This is a genomic window from Flavobacterium flavipigmentatum (genome assembly GCF_020911905.1).
Taxonomy (GTDB): Bacteria; Bacteroidota; Bacteroidia; order Flavobacteriales; family Flavobacteriaceae; genus Flavobacterium; species Flavobacterium flavipigmentatum.
The window spans coordinates 2,127,561-2,147,603 of record NZ_CP087133.1 but is presented as its reverse complement, the minus strand read 5'-3'; the positions used below and the strand labels follow the sequence as shown (position 1 = coordinate 2,147,603).

The window sequence follows — 20,043 nt, the reverse complement described above, 5'->3', positions numbered from 1 at the left end:
GAGCTCTGATTTTAGACTTAAATTATCTACTTAAACCTTGATCTTTTATAAACTCATTAAAATATTTTTGTTCGATTTGTTTTTCTTTTGATAGTTTTTCGATATTCGTATTACTCTGGCCTATTGGCGAATAAAACTGCCATTTCCAAATTGGCCGATGTTTGATAAAAAGATTTCTTTCTAAAAATTCATCATGAACATAAACTCCACAAAATAACCTACCAGCTAAAACCGCTGTAAAAGTAAATATTACAATTGAAATTTTCTTTTTCATGAATGATATTTAACTCGAAATTTTAAAAAAATTAAAAACTAATTTAAAATTAAAAATTACTTGACAATCAGCTTCTGCCCGACTGAAAGTGTAGTATCCGAAAGGTTATTTTTCTGCTTCAAATCATCTACCAACAGATTAAATTTTTTAGAAATCGAATACAAAGTATCTCCTTTTTCTACCTGATACAAAGACGGATCATTACTATTAGATTTTGGACTTGCTGCTGCTGACATTGACTTTTCAAAAGGCTTGTACTCTTTTCCTGTAACCTGACAATCATATTGATGTAAATTGTATCGCTCAATATAACTTATCAATTTATCAGGATATTTGGGATCTGTAGCATAACCTGCTGCTCGCAAACCTTTTGCCCATGCTTTATAATCGTCTTTTTCATAGGTAAACAAAGTGGCATATCTGTTTTTTCCAGCCAAAAACAAAGCATGATCACGATACGATTCTGAGGCTTCTGAATACTTTCTAAAACATTCCTGCGCTTCATCGTCATCATGGCGAACACTTTCTCCTAGCCAATCTTTGTGGCACTTTATACCAAAATGATTGTTGGCCGCAACAGCCAAATCACCTCTTCCTGCACCCGATTCTAAAATACCTTGTGCCAAAATAACACTCGCAGGAATACCATATTTTTTCATGTTTCCCATAGCAATATCCTTATATTGATCTACGTAACCCGTAATCAGATCGGCTGTTACAAGTGTTTTTGAAGTTGATTCTATTACCTCTGTCGTATTATTTAGGGTAGAAGTTCTCGTAACTTTTGCAGTAGGTTTGGTATAAACCGGTTTTTTGGTTGTACGCACTACTTTTGGCTGCTGAACGGGAGCCGTCTTTCTGGTTGTTATTGCCGTAGGTTTACTGGCAGAACAACTTACCAAAATGATGATTGTAAAGAGTGCTATTATTTTTTTAAACATTGCTTTTGAGTATTGGTAATTTCTTATTCTTCAATTTTATGTTCATCCCTTCAATCCCTTGCAAACCGCCTGTGTGAATGAGTAAAATATTCGAATGTTCCGGAAAATATTTCTTGCCTATTAAATTCATAACGCCAAAAACCATCTTTCCAGTATAAATAGGGTCTAAAGGCACTTTGTTTTCTTCAAAAAAAGTATTAATAAATTCAATTAATTCTAAATTTACCTTGCCGTAACCGCCAAAATGATACTCTGTAATCAGATTCCAGTTTTCATTTTCAGCAAAAATACGAATTTCATCTTGTAAAAAATCACCTTTTAATGCCGGAAATCCTAAAATTTTCTGCTTTGGCAACGCGCTGTTTATCAATCCGGCAATGGTTCCGCCGGTCCCTACTGCACAACAAACGTAGTCAAAAACCGCATCTTCGGGCGTCAAAATCTCCTGACAGCCTTTTACCGCCAACTCATTTGTGCCGCCTTCGGGAATCAAATAAAAATCGCCAAACTTCTCTTTTAGTTTTTCTAAAAAAGCTTTTTCGCTTTTTTGCCGATACTTTTCTCTGGAAATAAATTCAAACTCCATTCCGTTTTCCTGAGCAAATTTCAACGTTGGGTTTTCTTCAATTTTACTCAAAATTTCCTCACCTCGAATGATTCCGATAGTTTTAAAACCGTGTTCTTTGCCCGCAAAAGCTACCGCCGCAATATGGTTCGAAAATGCACCTCCAAAAGTCAATAAAACTTTTTTATCTTCGGCTTTCGCCTGAATTAAATTGTATTTAAGTTTTCTAAATTTATTTCCGGAAACAAACGGATGAATCAAATCTTCGCGCTTTATCGTAACCGAAATATTGTTGGGAAGAATAACAGGAAGCTGCTGGTTCAAAATTATTTTTGTTTTGATGTTATATAATTTAAAAACCGAAAAAAAGAACGGTTTTTGAGATAAGAAAGATTGTTTTCATTAGCGTAAGCTTCTCTTTCAAAACTAATGTTACGATAGGCCAAATCCGCTTTTTTGTATTGAATGAAACGAATTAGATATTCTAAAAAATACCAGACAAAAAAAGGAAAAACAAACATTTCGAGTTGTTGTCTCAAATGAATTTTCTCGTGGTTCAAAAGCGTTTTATTTGTGGTATCCAAATCATATTTTACCAGCACAAACGGAAATAGTGTCAAGCCTCGATATCCTTTCGGGATTAAATATTTAGCAACAATCAGAAACATTAGCTGTAAAATTTATAAATTTGTAGAAGCAAAATTGTTTTATTTCACTAAAATAACAATCTATCTGTTATTTATTTTTTAATACAAAAATAGACATTGCACCCCAAAAGGATTATGAAAGAGCAAAGTAATGAAAATAAATTAATCGAAGGAGAAGATTTTTACTATACGCCCGAGGGTTATAAATGTTTTACCGAAAAACATCACCTAAAACGAGGTTACTGCTGTAAAAGTGGTTGCCGCCATTGTCCTTACGGATTTGACAAACGAACAGGTGAAATGAAGAAAATAAAATAATTTGATAATGAGTCAATTTGATCATTTACAAATCTAAAATCAGCAATCTAAAATTATAAATGGATATCCAATCAAGAAAATTCAGGATTAAAATCCACAAGTCTTATCACAGGTCGGATATCCGTTATCCCTAGTTCATTTTTTTAACAGAAATAATCAGATAAAGATTTTCATTAAAGAAGAAAACCTTAGAATCTTAGCAACTTATAACCTTAAAAAAAAATGACTTTCAAAGAACAAATACAACAAGGAATTCCAACAATATTGCCTCCGAAGGCAGCATACGATTTGGCTATTAATCACGCACCAAAACGAAAAGAAATTCTTTCGGCAGAAGAAAAAAAATTAGCTTTAAAAAATGCTTTACGTTATTTTGAAGCTAAACATCACGCCGAATTACTTCCGGAATTTTCAGCTGAATTAGAAACTTATGGACGTATTTACATGTATCGCCTGCGTCCCGATTATAAAATGTATGCGCGACCAATTGACGAATATCCAGGAAAATCATTGCAGGCAAAAGCCATTATGCACATGATTCAGAATAATTTGGATTATGCCGTAGCGCAGCATCCACATGAGTTGATTACGTATGGTGGCAATGGTGCTGTTTTTCAGAACTGGGCACAATATTTATTGACCATGCAATATTTGTCTGAAATGACAGACGAGCAAACCTTAACAATGTATTCTGGACATCCGATGGGTCTGTTTCCTTCGCATAAAGAAGCGCCAAGAGTAGTCGTTACAAACGGAATGGTGATTCCGAATTATTCTAAACCAGATGATTGGGAAAAAATGAATGCTTTGGGCGTTTCGCAATACGGGCAAATGACGGCTGGAAGTTATATGTACATCGGTCCACAAGGAATTGTACACGGAACTACGATTACAGTTTTGAATGGCTTTAGAAAAATAAAGAAAAGTCCTGAAGGTAGTTTATTTGTAACTTCTGGGCTTGGCGGAATGTCGGGCGCACAACCAAAAGCAGGAAATATTGCGGGTTGTATCACAGTCTGCGCTGAAGTAAATCCTAAAATTACCAAAATTCGTCACGAACAAGGCTGGATTAACGAAGTCGTAACTTCGACAGCAGAATTGGTTAAAAGGGTCAATTCGGCGAAAGCCAATAAAGAAGTGGTTTCGATTGCTTATTTAGGGAATGCCGTAGACGTTTGGGAATGTTTCGATAAAGAAAACATTCAAATTGATTTAGGTTCAGACCAAACTTCACTTCATAATCCTTGGGCGGGCGGTTATTATCCTGTTGGAATTTCATTTGATGAAGCCAACGAAATGATGTCTAAAAATCCTGAATTATTCAAAGAAAAAGTACAGGAAACCTTGCGCAGACATGCCGATGCTATCAACAAACATACCGCAAAAGGAACGTACTTTTTTGATTACGGAAATGCCTTTTTACTTGAATCTTCGCGGGCTGGTGCAGCTGTAATGGCAGAAAATAAAATCGATTTTAAATATCCTAGTTACGTGCAGGACATTATGGGACCCATGTGCTTTGATTATGGTTTTGGCCCTTTTAGATGGGTTTGCGCTTCTGGAAAACCCGAAGATTTGCAAAAAACAGATGCTATCGCTAGCCAAGTTTTAGAAGAAATGGCAAAAACGGCTCCAGATGAAATTCAGCAGCAAATGCAGGACAACATCAAATGGATTAAAGGCGCGCAGGAAAATAAATTGGTTGTGGGTTCTCAAGCCAGAATATTATATGCTGATGCAGAAGGACGCATAAAAATCGCAGAAGCGTTTAATCAAGCTATCGCCAAAGGAGAAATTGGAACTGTGGTTTTGGGCCGCGATCATCATGATGTTTCGGGTACCGATTCTCCGTACAGAGAAACTTCTAATATCTACGACGGTTCGCGTTTTACAGCCGATATGGCCATTCAAAACGTTATTGGAGATAGCTTTAGAGGTGCTACTTGGGTTTCTATTCATAACGGCGGCGGTGTTGGCTGGGGCGAGGTAATAAACGGTGGATTTGGTATGGTTCTTGATGGATCTAAAGAAGCGTCAAGGCGTTTAGCATCAATGCTTTTTTGGGATGTGAATAACGGAATTTCGAGAAGAAGCTGGGCTAGAAATCCGGAAGCTGTTTTTGCTATCAAAAGAGCGATGCATGCAGAACCTTTGATAAAAGTAACACTACCAAATGTGGTAGACGAAAGTTTATTTTCATAGGGCATTGTTTATTTAAAATTAGAACATTAAAACTTTAAAAATATGAAAATCTTAAAATTAGTACCGTTTTTTTTACTTTTAATACTAACGTCATGCAGCACTGTTAGTGTTTATTCTGATTACGATAAAAAGGTAGATTTTGCACCTTATAAAACGTATGCTTTTTTTAAATCAGGAATTGACAAAGTCGAAATTTCTGATCTAGACAAAAGACGCATCCTTCGCGCTATTGATGACCAAATGCAGGCCAAAGGTTTTACAAAAAGCGAAAATCCTGATCTTTTAATAAATATTTTTACCAAATCAAGAGAACAAGTTGATGTCAACCAATTTAATGCTGGCTGGGGTTATGGTTGGGGCTTTGGATGGAATCCTTTTATGATGTACGGAGGACAAACTACTGTTTCTACTTCTACTGAAGGTACTTTATTTATTGATTTTATTGATGCTAAAAAGAAAGAAATGATCTGGCAAGGGGAAGGAATTGGTACTTTGACAAAAAACGTTGACAAAAAAGATGAAAAAGTAGCCGAATTTGTAACCAAAATTTTGGCACAATATCCTCCGGTTAAAAAACAATAAGATTGCGAGATTTTATACTACATAAACCGAAATACAATACTATAAAACCTTCCGAATTGGAAGGTTTTTTTATTATTGATTAACCTCAAATTTTTTCCCTTTTGAATACTAAATTTAGTGCCAATTTGAAGAATTCAAGGCAAAAAAAAGACTGCGAGAATATCACGCAGTCTTTTAAAATCAAAAATAAAATTACTAATTAAATTTCCAATTTTCTATTATTGTTTCATAACTTTTTTAGAATAAGATCTTTTACTATCATTGACTTTCACAACATAAAGTCCTTTTGGTAATTTTGAAATTTCCACTTCAGTTTCATTTCCTTCAACAAAGTCAATTGCTCTTTTGAGAACACTCTGACCTGCTACCGAATAAATCTCAACCTGACCAGAACCTGAATTTGGAGTATTGATTTTTAAATAATCATTCGTTGCATTTATATACAAAGAAAAATCAGATGAAGCATTTGCGTCTTCTATCGCAACTTTTTTAGCCGTAGATTCTACCTGTGCCAATTGCCATTGTTGGTTTAACCCGCCTGTATATGACCATACCTGAATATTAGCGCCGTTTGCCGTTGAAACATTTTCTACATCTAATGATTTTCCGCTATTTAAATTAATAATTTTATAATAACCTCCGCCAAGACTGGTAACTATCCATTTAAACTCATTTGAAGCTGAAAATGTTCTTTGCTGTACTTTTACGCCATCAGCAGTGCTGTTATTTTCAGTGGCCAAATACAATCCGCTTGATTTTACAATGATGTAATGATTGCCATTTCCGTCAGGAACAAACTTCCAGCGCTGATTATTTCCTCCTCCGTTGGCAATATCATACTGCTGAATGCGACCTCCACTGGCAGTAGAATAATCTGCAACATCTAATCCTTTGTTGCTGTTTCTTGAAATTATATTATAGTAACCCGGCAAATTTACGACCGGATTTCCCGCTGACCAGTTAAATGTCACCGCAGATGACGCAGGAACTGAATACTCAAATGCTGATGCTCCAGAAACAACTCTAATTGTATTTGCAGATCCTCCCGAATTGTAAACAACAAGTGCAATAGAACCGTCAGGATTTTTAAATCCAGCTGAAACAATTGATCCGTTTGTGCTTGAAGATGAAATTCTTAAAGCCCCTGGTTTGACAAATTTTGAGATTTGACCAATAATATAATAAGCCACATTTTTAGTATAACTTGTACTATTATTAACTGTTACAGCTCCTAAACATGTACTGCATCCGCCAGGAGTACGAGGTCCTAAACTTGGATTGTTCGCTGCATTCCATTCTAAAAGGGTTTTTGCCCAGTTATTGGCTCCTCCAATAACAACATTTTGCATGTGCCATCCAAAATCACCGCTAAAACTTCCTCCAGCGCCCGTATATTGTTCTGTAAAATACACATTTTTATTAGTTGCATTTCGCACCGTTGACATCGCCGAAATACTTCCAGAATACAAATGAAATGCAGCGCCATCAACATAACTGCTGTTATTTAAAACATCAATAGGATAGGCGGTATTATCACAATTATGATCAAACGCTATGATTTTTATATTAGCATAACCAGCAGCTGCCATTTGAGGTCCAAGTTGCGTATTGATAAAATTCTTTTGCTCTGTAGAATTCATTAACATGCTTGGTTCGTTATAAGGGTTTTCAGGTTCATTTTGAGGCGTAATTCCCCAAATTGAAATTCCCTGTGCTTGCATGGCAGCAAAGTATTTTACAAAATATTTGGCATAAGCAGCATAATATTGTGTTTGCAAACTTCCGCCAACCCAAGAATTATTCGTTTTCATCCATCGTGGTGCAGACCATGGAGTAGCTAATATCTTGATATTTGGATTGATAAGTTGTATTTTTTTTATAATTGGAATCAAGTACGTAAGATCTGGTCCGTTGAGACTAAAATTATTCATATTAACATCTCCCGAAGTTTCATTATAACTGTATGAAGAACTACTCAAATCAGAAGCTGCAATACTTATACGAACTACGCTGGCATTCAAACCGGTAATTGGGTTATATAAATCATTTAACAATTGGTTCTGCTGCGTAGCCGCCATTGCGCTAATGACTTCGCAACTTCCTTCAGTAAGTGTGTAGCCAAATCCATCCATAGTTTGATAAGTTGTGGCTGGATTAATCGTAATTGTGGAAGGATTACTTCCTGAATTGGCTCCAAAGCTAACATTAGCCTGTTGCTGCAACAATTTTGTTTGATCTCCAGTCGTCATCCAAGGCGTTACTGTTTGGGCAATGGTTTGAATCGAAAACGAAATCATCATAATGAAATACATTATTCTTTTAAATTTCGTTTGTTTTTGGTTTTTTGGGGTAATTTTGATCATAGTTTTACAATTTTAGATAATTAAATTTTTCTTATTTTTTAAGATTAATTTTATTAATTCACCTCAATATTATGAGAAATTTAATTAAATATGTATTTTTACAACTTAACAAATACACATCATTTTAAAATTTTACCTGTACAAAAACTTATCTAAATATTTTTCAAATAATTGATTTTCAATGTTATAAAAATTAAAAATAGCACAAAAACCTTACCTTATTTTTTTACTATATTCTAAAAAGTTTTTACATCTTTTTTATATCAAAAAAAACAATTTTAGCTCTTAAATTTATTGGTTTTTAAACTTATCTAATTAATATAAAAAGGATACTTATCATTCTGCAAACAGATCGTTAAAGCGTACTTTTGTAACTGATATTAAAACTTCAAAACATGCAACTACAAGATATTGGCAATCTCGAAGACATCACTCTTTTAGTAAATACATTTTATGAAAAAGTACAGAAAGACGATCTCATTGGTCCTATTTTCAATCAGAAAATGATCGGAAGATGGCCAGAACATCTCGAGAAAATGTATCGTTTTTGGCAAACCATTTTATTAGAAGAACATACTTATTCCGGTAGTCCTTTTCCTCCGCACAAACATTTGCCTGTAAATCAAGTTCATTTTGACCGTTGGATGGAACTTTTTACTACTACCGTAGATACGTTATTTACTGGAAAATTAGCCGAAGAAGCCAAAGTGCGAGCTGCAAACATGGCTTATATGTTTCATTATAAAATTGAATATTTTAGAAATCAGGAAAAATAACTTTTTTTACTTATTGCTTAAAGAGGAAATCGCCTTTCCGTCTTTATATCGATTTTGTCCATCTTCCCATACATCATATTCAGAAGCAGATTGGAATGTTTCGGGATTTGCTCCTTTAACAATAGCATTCCGGAAATAAACATTTTTTGTGTCTATGGAGTATTTGTCAGAAATAATTTTGAAACTTGAATACTCCACACCAACGATTTTTTTACAACAATAATAAATGCTATTCTTATCTCTTGAAAAATCATTTTCTATGATTTCAAAACTTTCTGCATCAATTTCAGGATATAAAACGCCTTTATTAATCAAAATATGATCTACAATTACGTTCCAGTAATCAATTTTTCTAATTCTTTTGATAGTATCGAAAGTATGAATTTCAAATTCGGCATTCGTAAAAGCAGAAACAACAGCATTACCAATCTGAGCATAAGACTCATTTATAGGATGAATTTCGCCTTCAATCATTTTGTGTTTTTGGATCACTTCATTTACCTCCAACATTTCTTGTCCCTCGCCTCTGTAACTAATGATAGCATAAATAAAATTGGCATCCACAGCAATCATATCATTTACGGGATGGAAAGTTTTAGGATCACCTTCAATTTTTTTATTTTTATAATAAACCGCATGAGCATCTTTAAACCAATTATTGCGACGATAATCCTTTAAAGACGCATCTAATAATTGATACGTTTTAGGATCAGCACCATCGATGATCTCCAATAAATCAAAGCTCTTCCCATTTGTAATGTAAACATGATCTTTATCTTTAATAATATAAGAATCATCTATTTCAAAAGTATCGTAATCAACAGATTGCTTTCTTCCTTTCCAGAAAATATTGTTTTTATCTTTTCCGAAATCTATATTTATGGGCTGAAAAGTCGCAACATCTGCATCAGATTCAAAATAACCCAATTCAAACCAATTGCCCATAGGCGAATAAACGATCAGGTTTTTTCTGTAATGATGAAAATAGGAATTTGACACTTTTGCATTTATAGGATCTCCAATTTTAAACAAAAAATACCTGATCCCTAAGAGAAATAAAATAATAATTGCCGAAACGATTAAGAAAACTTTCATGATTCTATATTTGTTGTAATGGATACGACTTGTAAAACTACTTATTTTGTTTTATTCTAATACCAATTTTTAATAGAAGAAAAATCTATATTTGATTTTTATCATAAATTAGAGATTGCGCAATAGAATGATCTTATTTTTAAAAATCTATTTTAAAAAAGTTTATTTTAGTACTTGAAATTCGTAATTTTACATTCTCATCCTACAACGATTTCGAAATGAATGCAACTATTGAAACAAATCCGTTATTAGAAAGATTGCCAAAACATTTAAAGCAATTTATCAAACCGCAAGATTATAGCGATTATACGCCAATTAATCAGGCCGTTTGGCGTTATGTAATGCGCAAAAATGTGGATTATTTATCAAAAGTGGCGCATCATTCATACTTGGATGGTTTGCAAAAAACGGGAATCCAGATTGATTCTATACCGAGTATGTATGGCATGAATCGTATCCTGACCGAGATTGGATGGGCTGCTGTTGCGGTTGACGGATTTATTCCGCCGAATGCTTTTATGGAATTTCAGGCTTACAATGTTCTGGTGATTGCTTCCGACATTCGACAGTTGGAACATATAGAATATACGCCAGCTCCAGATATCATTCACGAAGGTGCGGGACATGCGCCTATTATTGCAAATCCTGAATATGCCGAATATTTGCGCCGTTTTGGAGAAATTGGTTGTAAAGCAATTTCATCGCACAAAGATTATCAAATGTACGAGGCAATTCGACTGCTTTCTATCCTGAAAGAAGCCGAAGATACTCCTCAAGAAAAAATAGATGAAGCCGAAAAAGCAGTTGCCTACCTGCAAAATAACATGGGGGAATTGTCTGAAATGGCTCAAATTCGAAATTTGCATTGGTGGACGGTCGAGTACGGTTTAATCGGGACTGTTGAAAACCCTAAAATATATGGCGCTGGATTATTGTCTTCTATAGGGGAAAGTGCATGGTGTATGACGGATAACGTGAAGAAAATCCCTTATGATATATCGGCTGCAAACCAGAATTTTGATATTACACAACTGCAACCTCAACTTTATGTAACGCCTAATTTTTCTCATCTCAGTTTGATTTTGGAAGAATTTGCTAATAAAATGGCTTTGCGTACAGGAGGACTTTCAGGAATTCAGAAACTCATTCATTCTAACGCTTTAGGCACTATCGAATTGAGTACGGGATTACAAATTTCTGGCGTTTTTACCAATGTTATCGAAGAGGAAGGAAAACCTGTTTATATCCAGACAACGGGCAAAACTGCTTTGTCTTACCGTGAAAAAGAATTAGTAAGCCACGGAACTTTGACCCATCCAGACGGATTTGGGAGCCCTATTGGGAAGTTAAAAGGTTTTAATCTCGCAATTGAAGACATGAGCCCGAAAGATTTACAAGCCTACAGTATCGTAGAAAGTAAAACCGTAAAACTAGAATTTGAAGGCAATATTATTGTTGAAGGAGAAATTATTACAGGTTCCAGAAATTTGCATGGCGAAATTATCCTGATTAGCTTTAGAAATTGTACCGTAACTCATGGCGAAAGCATTTTGTTTCAGCCTGAATGGGGTAATTATGATATGGCGATTGGTAAAAAAGTGGTTTCTGCCTTTTCAGGACCTGCTGATGTAAATAGTTTTGACCTAGTAAATGCCGTTCCAAAAACAACAACAATAAAAGCAAAACATACACCGGAACGCGATGATTTGGAAGTTTTATACCATACGGTTCGCCTGATGAGAGAAAGTAAAGATTCTAGATCTCAACTAAAAACTGTTTTCGAAAAACTACAAAATAATCATCCTAACGATTGGTTATTGGCTGTTGAAATTACTGAGCTTTTGAAAGATGCGGATGAGAAACAACTATTGCAGGAAGTATTGGTTTACCTTGATCAATTAAAACAAAAACGTCCGGAAGTAGCGCATTTAATCGCTGGCGGATTGGATTTGATTTTTGACAAGGAAGCTGTTTAAAGCTATAACTTTCATTTCGACAAAGAAGAAATCTTTGCGAGAAGTTCTAAAAAGATTGGACTTTCGTTGCGGAGTTAATAGTGGAGATTTCCTTCGTCGAAATGAAAAGATTGTGTGTAAAAAACCTTTGAGCCTTTGTCACTATGAAGCTTTGTGTCTCTTCTTTTACAATTTTAAATCGGCACTTAATTCTTTTTCTGTTTCGATCACTTTTCCGTTATATTGCAGTTTCCAACCCATTGTATTGGTTAAAATTAAAATTTTTGATAATTCGGTAATTAATCGATTTTGAGCATTGGTTTTTAAAGATGACTTTTCGATTTTCTTAGCCAGATTGGCTTTTACCGATTTGTTGATTTTATTGTAATCTTCTCCAGTAAAAGGATTTAGCTTACTCTGCTCTACATCATAAAACTGAATATCCGGATTAATGCTAATTTCTTCTTTTGGAATATTTAAAATCGTTATCGTTTTATTTTTTTCATCAATATCGTATTTCATTTTATGCAAATCATACGCAACAGTAACTTTTACATTGACCACTATTAATGCTTTTTTTTCAAAAGAAAGCATGTCCATCAAATACTTGGCCTGGTTTTTATAGGTGAGCACTTCAGAAAAATGACCTTCGGTGACAACCAATTTACCAACATTCAGAATTTGTTGCTGAATTAAATTGGTGTTATAATCAATGGTTGAATCGTCTTCTTTTTTGAATTCACAATATTTGAAAGCAAAGACAATACCGACTATAATTACGATTACAACTAAGATTCTTTTGAGCATATTTTGCATTCGATTCAATTTTTAAACTAATTTACTTCTTTTTTAAAGCTAAATGAAGTGTTTTTTAAAATATTCTAAAAAGGATATCCAATGGCGATATTGAGCATTAAGTTTTCTTTTCGCCAAGGGCCACTTCCAAAATCAATGGCATCGATCACCCATCTTTCCCCTTGTGGCAAATACGGTTTTCTTAGCGGGAATGCAAGATCTGTTCTTAAAACCAGGAATGACAAATCAAAACGCAAACCGGCACCTACTCCTACTGCAATATCTTTAATGAAATCTTTAGAAATTTCACCTCCGATTTTATTAGGATCTGCATTCAAAAGCCAAATATTTCCTGCATCTATAAACAAAGCTCCTCTCACGATACTGAACAATTTTGCCCTATATTCTGTATTGAACTCTAATTTTAAATCGCCAGATTGGTCCGGCAAATAATTGTTTACAGTAGGAACATTGAAATAACTTCCAGGCCCCAATGTTCTTGCTCTAAAAGCTCGTATACTATTGGTTCCTCCCACAACAAATTGTTTAGAAGTAGGCAAAACACTCGAATTTCCGTATGTAAACCCTGCTCCTAAAATGATTCTGCTTGCCAGTTCGCTTTCTTTGCCTAGTTTAAGATAATGCCTAAAATCAGCTTTAAGCTTTACAAATTGACTAAAAGGAACATCGAATATTTTTATTGTATCCTGCTTTTTGATATTTGCTCCTGTTACCAAACCTGTAATATTTCCTGCCAAGTCTAATTCGCCATTAAAGTAGAAGGTATTTTTTCTACGTTTTTGCATCGTGTTGGTGTATGTATAAGAATAGGTTGGGCCAAAAATCAATTGTTTTTCTATTATTCTTTTTAAGGATTCATCGGTTTTAGCATCTTCCAAATAGGCAGCGGTGACATTATTTGGACTCACATACGTAATATCGACGACATTCAATTGATGTTCTTTTCTACTGTTTTCTTTCCAAATATACCCAAAAGAGGTTTTGAATGAATTTAAAGCATACAGTTGGGTTCTGTTTTGATATTCGTAACGCAATGAAGCTTTGGTTCTTGGCACAAATTCACTGGAACCTTCCCAATTAAATGGCGAAATAAATCTTGGCCATACCAAACTGGTTTCTGCTCCCAGTCTATAGATATTTTGCCCGTTGTTTTGTCCAGAAAGCTGAAAATCTGCGCCTCCAAAAACGGATACAGTCAGCAATTCTGCGCCTCTAAGCAAATTTCTATTGTTCCAATTGACATTGATTTCTGTTCCCGTATAACTCGCCGAATTCGTTTTTCCTAAAACTTCTACACGAATGAATTTTTTAGGCAAAAGAGTCAGATAATAATAAGAATCTAAGGTGTTCTTCAAACTATCAGAAGTTTTAAATTCATTTTTCACAAAGCTGAATGTTCCCAGATTCACAAAACGATTCAACGTAAGATTATGATCCTTTCGATTATAATAATCTCCTTTTTTAAAGTAAATTGCCCTGTCAAAAACTCGTGGTTTAAAAGTAGCTGCCGTATCGATGATGGTGAAATCTTTATACAACACAACATCTTCTTTTTTATATTTAAGACTGTCTTTTGAAATTGAAAAATTAGGGTAGACAACGACTTTATCAATCTTATAAGCAATAGTCGCTTTTTCCGGTGTCTGCTCTTTTATTTTTAATTTAATGTGTACTTCATAATCGCCTTTTGCGCTATCCACCTGTGCCAAAATATAATCGGGATTAAAATAGTAGAATCCTTTTTCTTTTAATCGGGAATCAATACGCTCGCGCTCAGCTTTTATGACAGTTAGATCGTACGGATTTCCTTCTTTAAGCAAGCTTCTGCGACTTGTTCTGGCTATAGCTTTCCCTAAAGCCGAGGAATCTTCGGGAAACTTGACGCTTTTTATTTTGTATTGTTTTTTGGGCCAAACTAGATATTCTGCTGTAACTCTTTTGTTTTTTGCAGTAGAATCGGCACTGACTCTCGCTTTAAAATAACCTCGGTTTTCTACAAAATTTCGCAGTATTGAGGAGTTATAATCCAGATCAACTTTACTAAAAAGTACAGGCTCTTCACCCACTTTATTTCGTAACCAATAACGAAACCCTTTTTCTTTTTTGGGTTCTCCTGCCAAATTGTAGATCCATAATTTTGGGCGTAATCCTAAAATTTGTTTGTTAGGCAAGGGGCGCAACAAATCCTCTAACTCTTTCTCAAGTGCTTTTCTGTCTCTCTTTTTGATAATAGAATCCTTTACTGTCACAGAAGCTCCCGTGTACAACAATTCGCCTTCAGGCAAATATTTTACATTGCTGCATCCAAAAGCAAAAAATACCAATAGTGCGATACAGTATTTTATAAATTTAAATTCCATATTACTATGTTTTTTGCTCATTTCCTTCAATTTGATCTTCTTTATTTTCTTGCGTTTTTTCTTTTAGTTTTCTTTTTTGTTTCTGCAATTTTTCTTGCCTGATCATTTCTTTTTCTGCCTCACTTCTATGAAAAAGTTCACTAAATTTATTGTAACTCATTGTAATAATAAAAGCAACACCAGTCTCTACAACTTGTCCTTCTACTGCTACCTGATACTCGTTTTTTCGATACGCACGAACCATATAACGCCCATCTTTGGTAAGTTGATAATCTAGGGCCACATCGCCCGCAATATTGGTACTTTGCTCATTGGCACGCTCCTGACCTTCGACTCCAAAACTGCTTCCAACGGTCACTTTCAATCTGTCATTTAAGAGTTTCTTAGAAACACCAACATTCAGATCTGTTCTGTTTTCTCGGGAACCCGACGTGTAATCCTCTGTAGATTCTAAATCAAATTCCAGCTGAACCCCTTTTATTAATTCACCTGCAAAATCATTTAATTGCTGCGAAAGTATTTTACTCACACTTTGTCTCGCCAAAGATTCTGCGCTAGTTCCTCCGCTTTCACTCGCAAACGGATTTTCTCCAATAAATCGATTCAATAACAAAAGTGCAAAAACCTGTTTATTCATTTCTGCCGGCTCCTGACGCAATTGCTCTAATTTTATTCGTGACATATCTACCACATTGGATGCAACGCCATAATTGCCGTCGGGAAGCACAATATCAAAAGTGATTTCGGGTTTCAAAAGTTCTCCGTTCATCTTCAGATGTGTCTGAAACGGAATTTTTTGCTTAAAGGTGTTTTTTTCTGTTGGACTCATGGTGCCCAACTGGTTTCCTAGTAAATCTATTGGCGCTGCTCCTACTTTGTAGATGGCCGTAATATTTAGGTTTGCCATTGTCGGCTCGCCATTCCAGATAATATAACTTCCTTTCTGAATGTCAAATTTGCGACGAATCATATTAAAATTCATCTCATAAGCTCCTTCAGAAAACTCATATTTACCTGTCAAAGTTGTTTTTCCTGAAGGATCGATTCCTCCAGTCAGCTCAGCTTCTCCCTTTAAATTCAAGTAATCACCATTCCCTTTATCAATAACCAAAGTAAGTTCGGCCTCTTTATCTATCGAAATAGCCACACTCACATCCATCCCTTTTAGCTCTGACTGATTGAGTTTATTCTGCATATCGACAGTTTGCTTGAGATAGATATTATCTTCATCAACAAACTCAACAATTCCTTCTCTGTCGGCAATCGACGGATCTGATTGTGGCAACACAACTGTAAATTTGGTCTCCTTATTTATCTTGATCGTTCCCCCTATTACAGGACTTTCTAAAGTTCCTTTTATATTGAGTTTTGTATCTAAAAATAAATCGCCATAAAACAAATCATTATCGGCTGCTTTAGAATGAATCGCTCTAAAATCGTTTCCTTCAACGAGCAATGCAAAATTAAAATTTCTAAAATCAGAAGAACCAATCGTTCCGTTTACGAATAATTCATTATCGTTCTCGTCATAAAACGAAAATTTATCAAACGAAATTACATCGTTTCTAAAAGTGATTTTTTCTTTATTGGTTTTTAGATAAGAGTTAAGTTGCGTAATTCTAAAACCGGCATCATTAAACTGTAATTCTCCCGCTACTTTTGGAGCTGCCGCGTTTCCTGTAACTTTAAAATTTCCAGACAAAAATCCTGATCCTTCTTTGATATTGTCCATACTAAAACCCTGAATACTTTTAATATTCAGATGACTAATATCCAGATTCAAGTCAAAATTACCGGTATCAATTTTATAATCTCCAAGCAGGTTTACATCATTTCCTTCTCCGCTTAAATTAACATTTGCTGCGAGAGTATTGTTTGTTTTATTGTCTACTTTTACCGTTATATTTCCTACGGGTTCGCCTTTAAAAGCAAATTCATCAATTTTTAAATCTGAAGTAAAAGTGGGTTTTGTCAGCACGTTTTCGGCCAAAACAGAGCCGTTTATCAGACCTTGCATTAACAATTTCTCTTTTTTAACCATATTCAAAATGGTTTCAATTTTAAAATTGACAAAATCAATCTGAAGCGGGGCATTATCCTGATTTCCCTGCGATTGTATTTTGAGTTCATTACCCGAATGATCCAGATACAATTTATTAATATACAATCTTTTACCTCCAAATTCAATCGAATTATCAGCATTCAGATTCCATTTGTCATAATTAAGGACAAAATTCTGAGCATCAAATTTTACTGTATTTTTTGCTTTATCACGAAGCAATTCTCCAGCAATAAAATACTGTTGCTGCTCTTTTGTATCTTTCACTTCCAACGCATACGTCAGCTCATTGTTTGCTGCTTTTCCTGTCAGACTTGTATACGGAATTTTTAGAGAACCGCTCTCAATCGTAGCCACACTTAGCTGATAATTTATAGCATCTTCCTTTACTTCTACCTTCATTTTTCCGTCAGAAATAGTAGTATTGGCGTAAACAATTCTGGGAAATGCTCCTTTAATTTCTAAAGAATCTGCCACACTATTGTATTTTCCTGTAATTTTAATAGGTTCCAAACTGGTTAGATTTGGAATTAGTCGAAACAATATCGGATCATTTTCAACACTCAAATTCAACGTTATATTTTGATCGTCTGCAACTGTTTTAGATTTTGGAGTTCCTAAATCAATATACTTTGAAAGCGATTTTTGCAAGCTATTCGAAAGCGTTGTCAATTTGTATTTTCCATCCAATTCAGCCTTTAAAAACTGAGAACTAACTTTGATATTGTTGTGATTATCATCAGCAACGGCAATTATTTTCACCGAATCTAAAACGATGGGTGCTGCGCTTTGCAAAATCTGAATATTAGACAAAAATACTTTTCCGTTAAGAAAATCAGGATTGCTATTGGTAATATCCGCGTCTATGTTTCCGCGAAGTTTCATTGGCCCAGCATGAAGATGCAACTTTTCGAGGTCGGCAATGTCAAGATTGAGCTTCATTTTTCCTGACGGATATTTCTCTTTTGTGTTTCCGCTAGCCACCAAATCAAAATGCAAATTCGGATCCTTCATTCCAGATTTTACTTCAAAAGCACCATTCGCAATGCTTCCTTTTACAGCCAAATCTCGATACGTATATTTGTTAAAAACTGCTTTCTGAACCAAACCATCTAATTCTGCCTGAGCCGTTTTCGGGTCTAAACCTTTCCCTTTCACTTTCGCTTTAAGCGAAATTTTTCCAATAGAATCGTTTTTGATTAATTTTCCCAAATCAAAGTCGAGCAAATAAACGGTTGCGTCATATTTTTCATTTTTCTTGATGCGCTGATCAAACAAAGCATCGACTTTTGCATATCCAAAACTACTGTTTAAAGTCAGATTGGTTTTGAAGTTTTGAATACCGCCTTTCAATTTTCCTTGTAAATTAAATTGAGCTGGCAACTGAATATTGTCCGGAATTGTTCCTTTCGGCACAAAAGAAGTGACATCTTTGGCGGAACTTTGTAACTTTTTAATATTCAAGTCGAAATATGCCTTTTCAATATCTGGCATTCCTTTTATTTTTCCGGAAAGCGAAACTCTGGTGGTTCCAATGCCTTTCATTTCAAATTGCTGAATGTTCAAATCACTGACTTTTCCGCTCAGACGACTATCCAAAAACAAAATTGCATTAGGATTACTCCTGAAAATATCTTGCTTTTGCAAATCCGGAACAAACAATAAAACATCTTTGAAACCTATTTTTGATTGTTTTAAATTGGCGTCTAAAACAAGTTTATCTATGTTTTTAGAAATCGTAGTGATCGACTGGTAACGCAATTTAATATTATCTCTTAACAGCGTTTGAGGTGTACGCAAATACAAATTGTTTAAATACGCATTTTTGGGCCCGTAAAAAAAATCTGTTTTGAGCGACTGAATCGCCAAACCGCTCTTTTCATTTACTGTAAGAGATTTGATATTTCCGGAAATTGTATCATTGCCGTAATATAATTTTTCAGCTTTAAAATTAAATTTATGCAAATCAAGATGACTATAATCTATCCCTTTTTGAGCGGGTTTTGAGTGCATATCATCAAATTTAAAGGCAATGTTTTCTAATTCTGCCTTATTCAATTTTACTTTCCAACCCACCTGCTTAATCGAAGTCGAATCTAAATTGGGCGTTCTTATTTGCTTGTCTTTGGTTCCTAAACGAAGGTTTCCTTTTAGATTTTTTAGTTCGAAAACATCAAAATCCAACAGTTGATTATTCAGATCGATTTTATTAACGGCTACATCAAGATTACCCAATTTTATTCCTGAATCTAATTTTGAATCTTTGTTATCATAAGTAATATCAATTTTGGACAAACTTATTTTGCCTAGTTTTAAATTGAAATCTTTTCTTTTAGAAATGGTATCAACCGCATTAACAGACGCTTCGGCAATTTTCTCGACAGCATCTTGATCCAGAACCAACTGTAACCCGTTTAGATTAATATTCGGGATATCAAAACTCATTTTGTCTAAATCAAATTTCTGGAATTTGGTATCAAAATGTCTTAATTTGACCTTGATATCATTTTTAGAAAAATCGTCTTTAAAATTAAATTTTATATTGTCCAGATTTACATTGACAACCGAAATTGTAAACGGTTTACTGTCCGGATCTTTTTCTTTTTGTTCCTTCGATTCAAATGCTTTTATAATATAATCAAAGTTGAAAACTCCGTCTTTATTTCTGGAAATATTTGCTGTAGTATTTTGCAGGGATATCGAATTTATCTCGAGTTCACTACTAATCAATTTAAACAAATCAATATCGAGTTCCAATGTTTTGCCACTTAAAAGTGTATCTTTATTTTGATCTTCAAAATAAAATCCTTCCAGCACAACTTCTTTCGGAAAATGAATAGCAATTCGATCTAAAGAAACTTTGGTTTTTATCTTTTTTTGCAAATAAGTAATGGCTTTGTCTTTGGCATAATTTTGAATCGACGGAACCTGAATTAAGATCGTTAAAAGTAATAAAAGTGCCGTGATCGAAGCCAAGCACCAAAGTAGCACACGTACTGTTTTTTTTAAATAATGAACTGATTTGCTATTCATACGTGAACAAAAAACATTTAGATTAACGTAAAAGAGTACTGAAAGTACAGTCTTATA

14 protein-coding genes are annotated in these 20,043 nt (G+C 34.5%); 5 read left to right on the top strand and 9 right to left on the bottom strand.

Going from position 1 to position 20,043, the window contains the following annotated elements:
* Positions 1–22 precede the first annotated feature (22 nt).
* The 4 genes from LNP22_RS09425 to LNP22_RS09410 are packed head-to-tail and all read right to left on the bottom strand — an operon-like array spanning position 23 to position 2,448.
* The gene (locus LNP22_RS09425; protein ID WP_229976311.1) at positions 23–274 is read right to left on the bottom strand and encodes a hypothetical protein; all 252 of its coding nucleotides are present in this window, start codon (positions 272–274) and stop codon (positions 23–25) included.
* A gap of 56 nt (positions 275–330) precedes the next feature.
* On the bottom strand, positions 331–1,215 hold the full coding sequence (locus LNP22_RS09420) for a glucosaminidase domain-containing protein (RefSeq protein ID WP_229976310.1): 885 nt from the start codon (positions 1,213–1,215) through the stop codon (positions 331–333).
* Positions 1,208–2,104: a 1-aminocyclopropane-1-carboxylate deaminase/D-cysteine desulfhydrase gene (locus LNP22_RS09415; RefSeq protein WP_229976309.1), complete on the bottom strand. Its 897-nt coding sequence runs from the start codon at positions 2,102–2,104 to the stop codon at positions 1,208–1,210. The genes LNP22_RS09420 and LNP22_RS09415 overlap by 8 nt, the downstream gene beginning before the upstream one ends.
* A gap of 2 nt (positions 2,105–2,106) precedes the next feature.
* Positions 2,107–2,448 carry a hypothetical protein gene (locus tag LNP22_RS09410; RefSeq protein ID WP_229976308.1) on the bottom strand — a complete coding sequence of 114 codons (342 nt, stop codon included), beginning with the start codon at positions 2,446–2,448 and terminating at the stop codon, positions 2,107–2,109.
* 114 nt (positions 2,449–2,562) lie between these two features.
* Here LNP22_RS09410 and LNP22_RS09405 point away from each other — a divergent pair, with 114 nt between their 5' ends.
* From LNP22_RS09405 to LNP22_RS09395, 3 genes are all read left to right on the top strand, one after another.
* A complete protein-coding gene (locus tag LNP22_RS09405) occupies positions 2,563–2,745 on the top strand; it encodes a C1orf53 family protein (protein WP_210666907.1) in 183 nt (60 codons plus the stop codon).
* 222 nt (positions 2,746–2,967) lie between these two features.
* On the top strand, positions 2,968–4,947 hold the full coding sequence (gene hutU, locus LNP22_RS09400) for a urocanate hydratase (RefSeq protein ID WP_229976307.1): 1,980 nt from the start codon (positions 2,968–2,970) through the stop codon (positions 4,945–4,947).
* A 42-nt stretch (positions 4,948–4,989) separates the two neighbouring features.
* Positions 4,990–5,529 carry a DUF4136 domain-containing protein gene (locus tag LNP22_RS09395; RefSeq protein WP_229976306.1) on the top strand — a complete coding sequence of 180 codons (540 nt, stop codon included), beginning with the start codon at positions 4,990–4,992 and terminating at the stop codon, positions 5,527–5,529.
* Positions 5,530–5,747: 218 nt separating this feature from the next.
* Here LNP22_RS09395 and LNP22_RS09390 read toward each other — a convergent pair whose 3' ends face one another.
* Positions 5,748–7,892, bottom strand: coding sequence for an RICIN domain-containing protein (locus LNP22_RS09390; RefSeq protein ID WP_229976305.1), 2,145 nt, complete (start codon positions 7,890–7,892; stop codon positions 5,748–5,750).
* Positions 7,893–8,287: 395 nt separating this feature from the next.
* Here LNP22_RS09390 and LNP22_RS09385 point away from each other — a divergent pair, with 395 nt between their 5' ends.
* The gene (locus LNP22_RS09385) at positions 8,288–8,668 is read left to right on the top strand and encodes a group III truncated hemoglobin (RefSeq protein ID WP_229976304.1); all 381 of its coding nucleotides are present in this window, start codon (positions 8,288–8,290) and stop codon (positions 8,666–8,668) included.
* Between the two features lie 6 nt (positions 8,669–8,674).
* Here LNP22_RS09385 and LNP22_RS09380 read toward each other — a convergent pair whose 3' ends face one another.
* Positions 8,675–9,763 (bottom strand): DKNYY domain-containing protein, encoded by a 1,089-nt coding sequence (locus LNP22_RS09380; RefSeq protein ID WP_229976303.1) that lies wholly within the window; start codon positions 9,761–9,763, stop codon positions 8,675–8,677.
* A gap of 218 nt (positions 9,764–9,981) precedes the next feature.
* Between LNP22_RS09380 and LNP22_RS09375 the strand changes: the two genes are divergently transcribed.
* On the top strand, positions 9,982–11,739 hold the full coding sequence (locus LNP22_RS09375) for an aromatic amino acid hydroxylase (protein ID WP_229976302.1): 1,758 nt from the start codon (positions 9,982–9,984) through the stop codon (positions 11,737–11,739).
* Positions 11,740–11,904: 165 nt separating this feature from the next.
* On the opposite strand, the gene LNP22_RS09370 is transcribed toward LNP22_RS09375, so the two are convergent.
* The 3 genes from LNP22_RS09370 to LNP22_RS09360 all read right to left on the bottom strand — a co-directional run bounded on the left by LNP22_RS09370 (position 11,905) and on the right by LNP22_RS09360 (position 19,986).
* Positions 11,905–12,525 carry a DUF4230 domain-containing protein gene (locus tag LNP22_RS09370; protein ID WP_229976371.1) on the bottom strand — a complete coding sequence of 207 codons (621 nt, stop codon included), beginning with the start codon at positions 12,523–12,525 and terminating at the stop codon, positions 11,905–11,907.
* A 74-nt stretch (positions 12,526–12,599) separates the two neighbouring features.
* A complete protein-coding gene (gene tamL, locus LNP22_RS09365; protein ID WP_229976301.1) occupies positions 12,600–14,894 on the bottom strand; it encodes a translocation and assembly module lipoprotein TamL in 2,295 nt (764 codons plus the stop codon).
* 4 nt (positions 14,895–14,898) lie between these two features.
* A complete protein-coding gene (locus LNP22_RS09360; RefSeq protein ID WP_229976300.1) occupies positions 14,899–19,986 on the bottom strand; it encodes a translocation/assembly module TamB domain-containing protein in 5,088 nt (1,695 codons plus the stop codon).
* Positions 19,987–20,043: the final 57 nt, after the last annotated feature.

Coding starts and splice junctions, on each gene's coding strand:
- hutU (WP_229976307.1), top strand. CDS start 2,968: ATGACTTTCAAAGAACAAATACAACAAGGAATTCCAACAATATTGCCT.
- LNP22_RS09380 (WP_229976303.1), bottom strand. CDS start 9,763: ATGAAAGTTTTCTTAATCGTTTCGGCAATTATTATTTTATTTCTCTTA.
- LNP22_RS09390 (WP_229976305.1), bottom strand. CDS start 7,892: ATGATCAAAATTACCCCAAAAAACCAAAAACAAACGAAATTTAAAAGA.
- LNP22_RS09420 (WP_229976310.1), bottom strand. CDS start 1,215: ATGTTTAAAAAAATAATAGCACTCTTTACAATCATCATTTTGGTAAGT.
- tamL (WP_229976301.1), bottom strand. CDS start 14,894: ATGGAATTTAAATTTATAAAATACTGTATCGCACTATTGGTATTTTTT.
- LNP22_RS09410 (WP_229976308.1), bottom strand. CDS start 2,448: ATGTTTCTGATTGTTGCTAAATATTTAATCCCGAAAGGATATCGAGGC.
- LNP22_RS09375 (WP_229976302.1), top strand. CDS start 9,982: ATGAATGCAACTATTGAAACAAATCCGTTATTAGAAAGATTGCCAAAA.
- LNP22_RS09425 (WP_229976311.1), bottom strand. CDS start 274: ATGAAAAAGAAAATTTCAATTGTAATATTTACTTTTACAGCGGTTTTA.
- LNP22_RS09360 (WP_229976300.1), bottom strand. CDS start 19,986: ATGAATAGCAAATCAGTTCATTATTTAAAAAAAACAGTACGTGTGCTA.
- LNP22_RS09370 (WP_229976371.1), bottom strand. CDS start 12,525: ATGCTCAAAAGAATCTTAGTTGTAATCGTAATTATAGTCGGTATTGTC.
- LNP22_RS09405 (WP_210666907.1), top strand. CDS start 2,563: ATGAAAGAGCAAAGTAATGAAAATAAATTAATCGAAGGAGAAGATTTT.
- LNP22_RS09395 (WP_229976306.1), top strand. CDS start 4,990: ATGAAAATCTTAAAATTAGTACCGTTTTTTTTACTTTTAATACTAACG.
- LNP22_RS09385 (WP_229976304.1), top strand. CDS start 8,288: ATGCAACTACAAGATATTGGCAATCTCGAAGACATCACTCTTTTAGTA.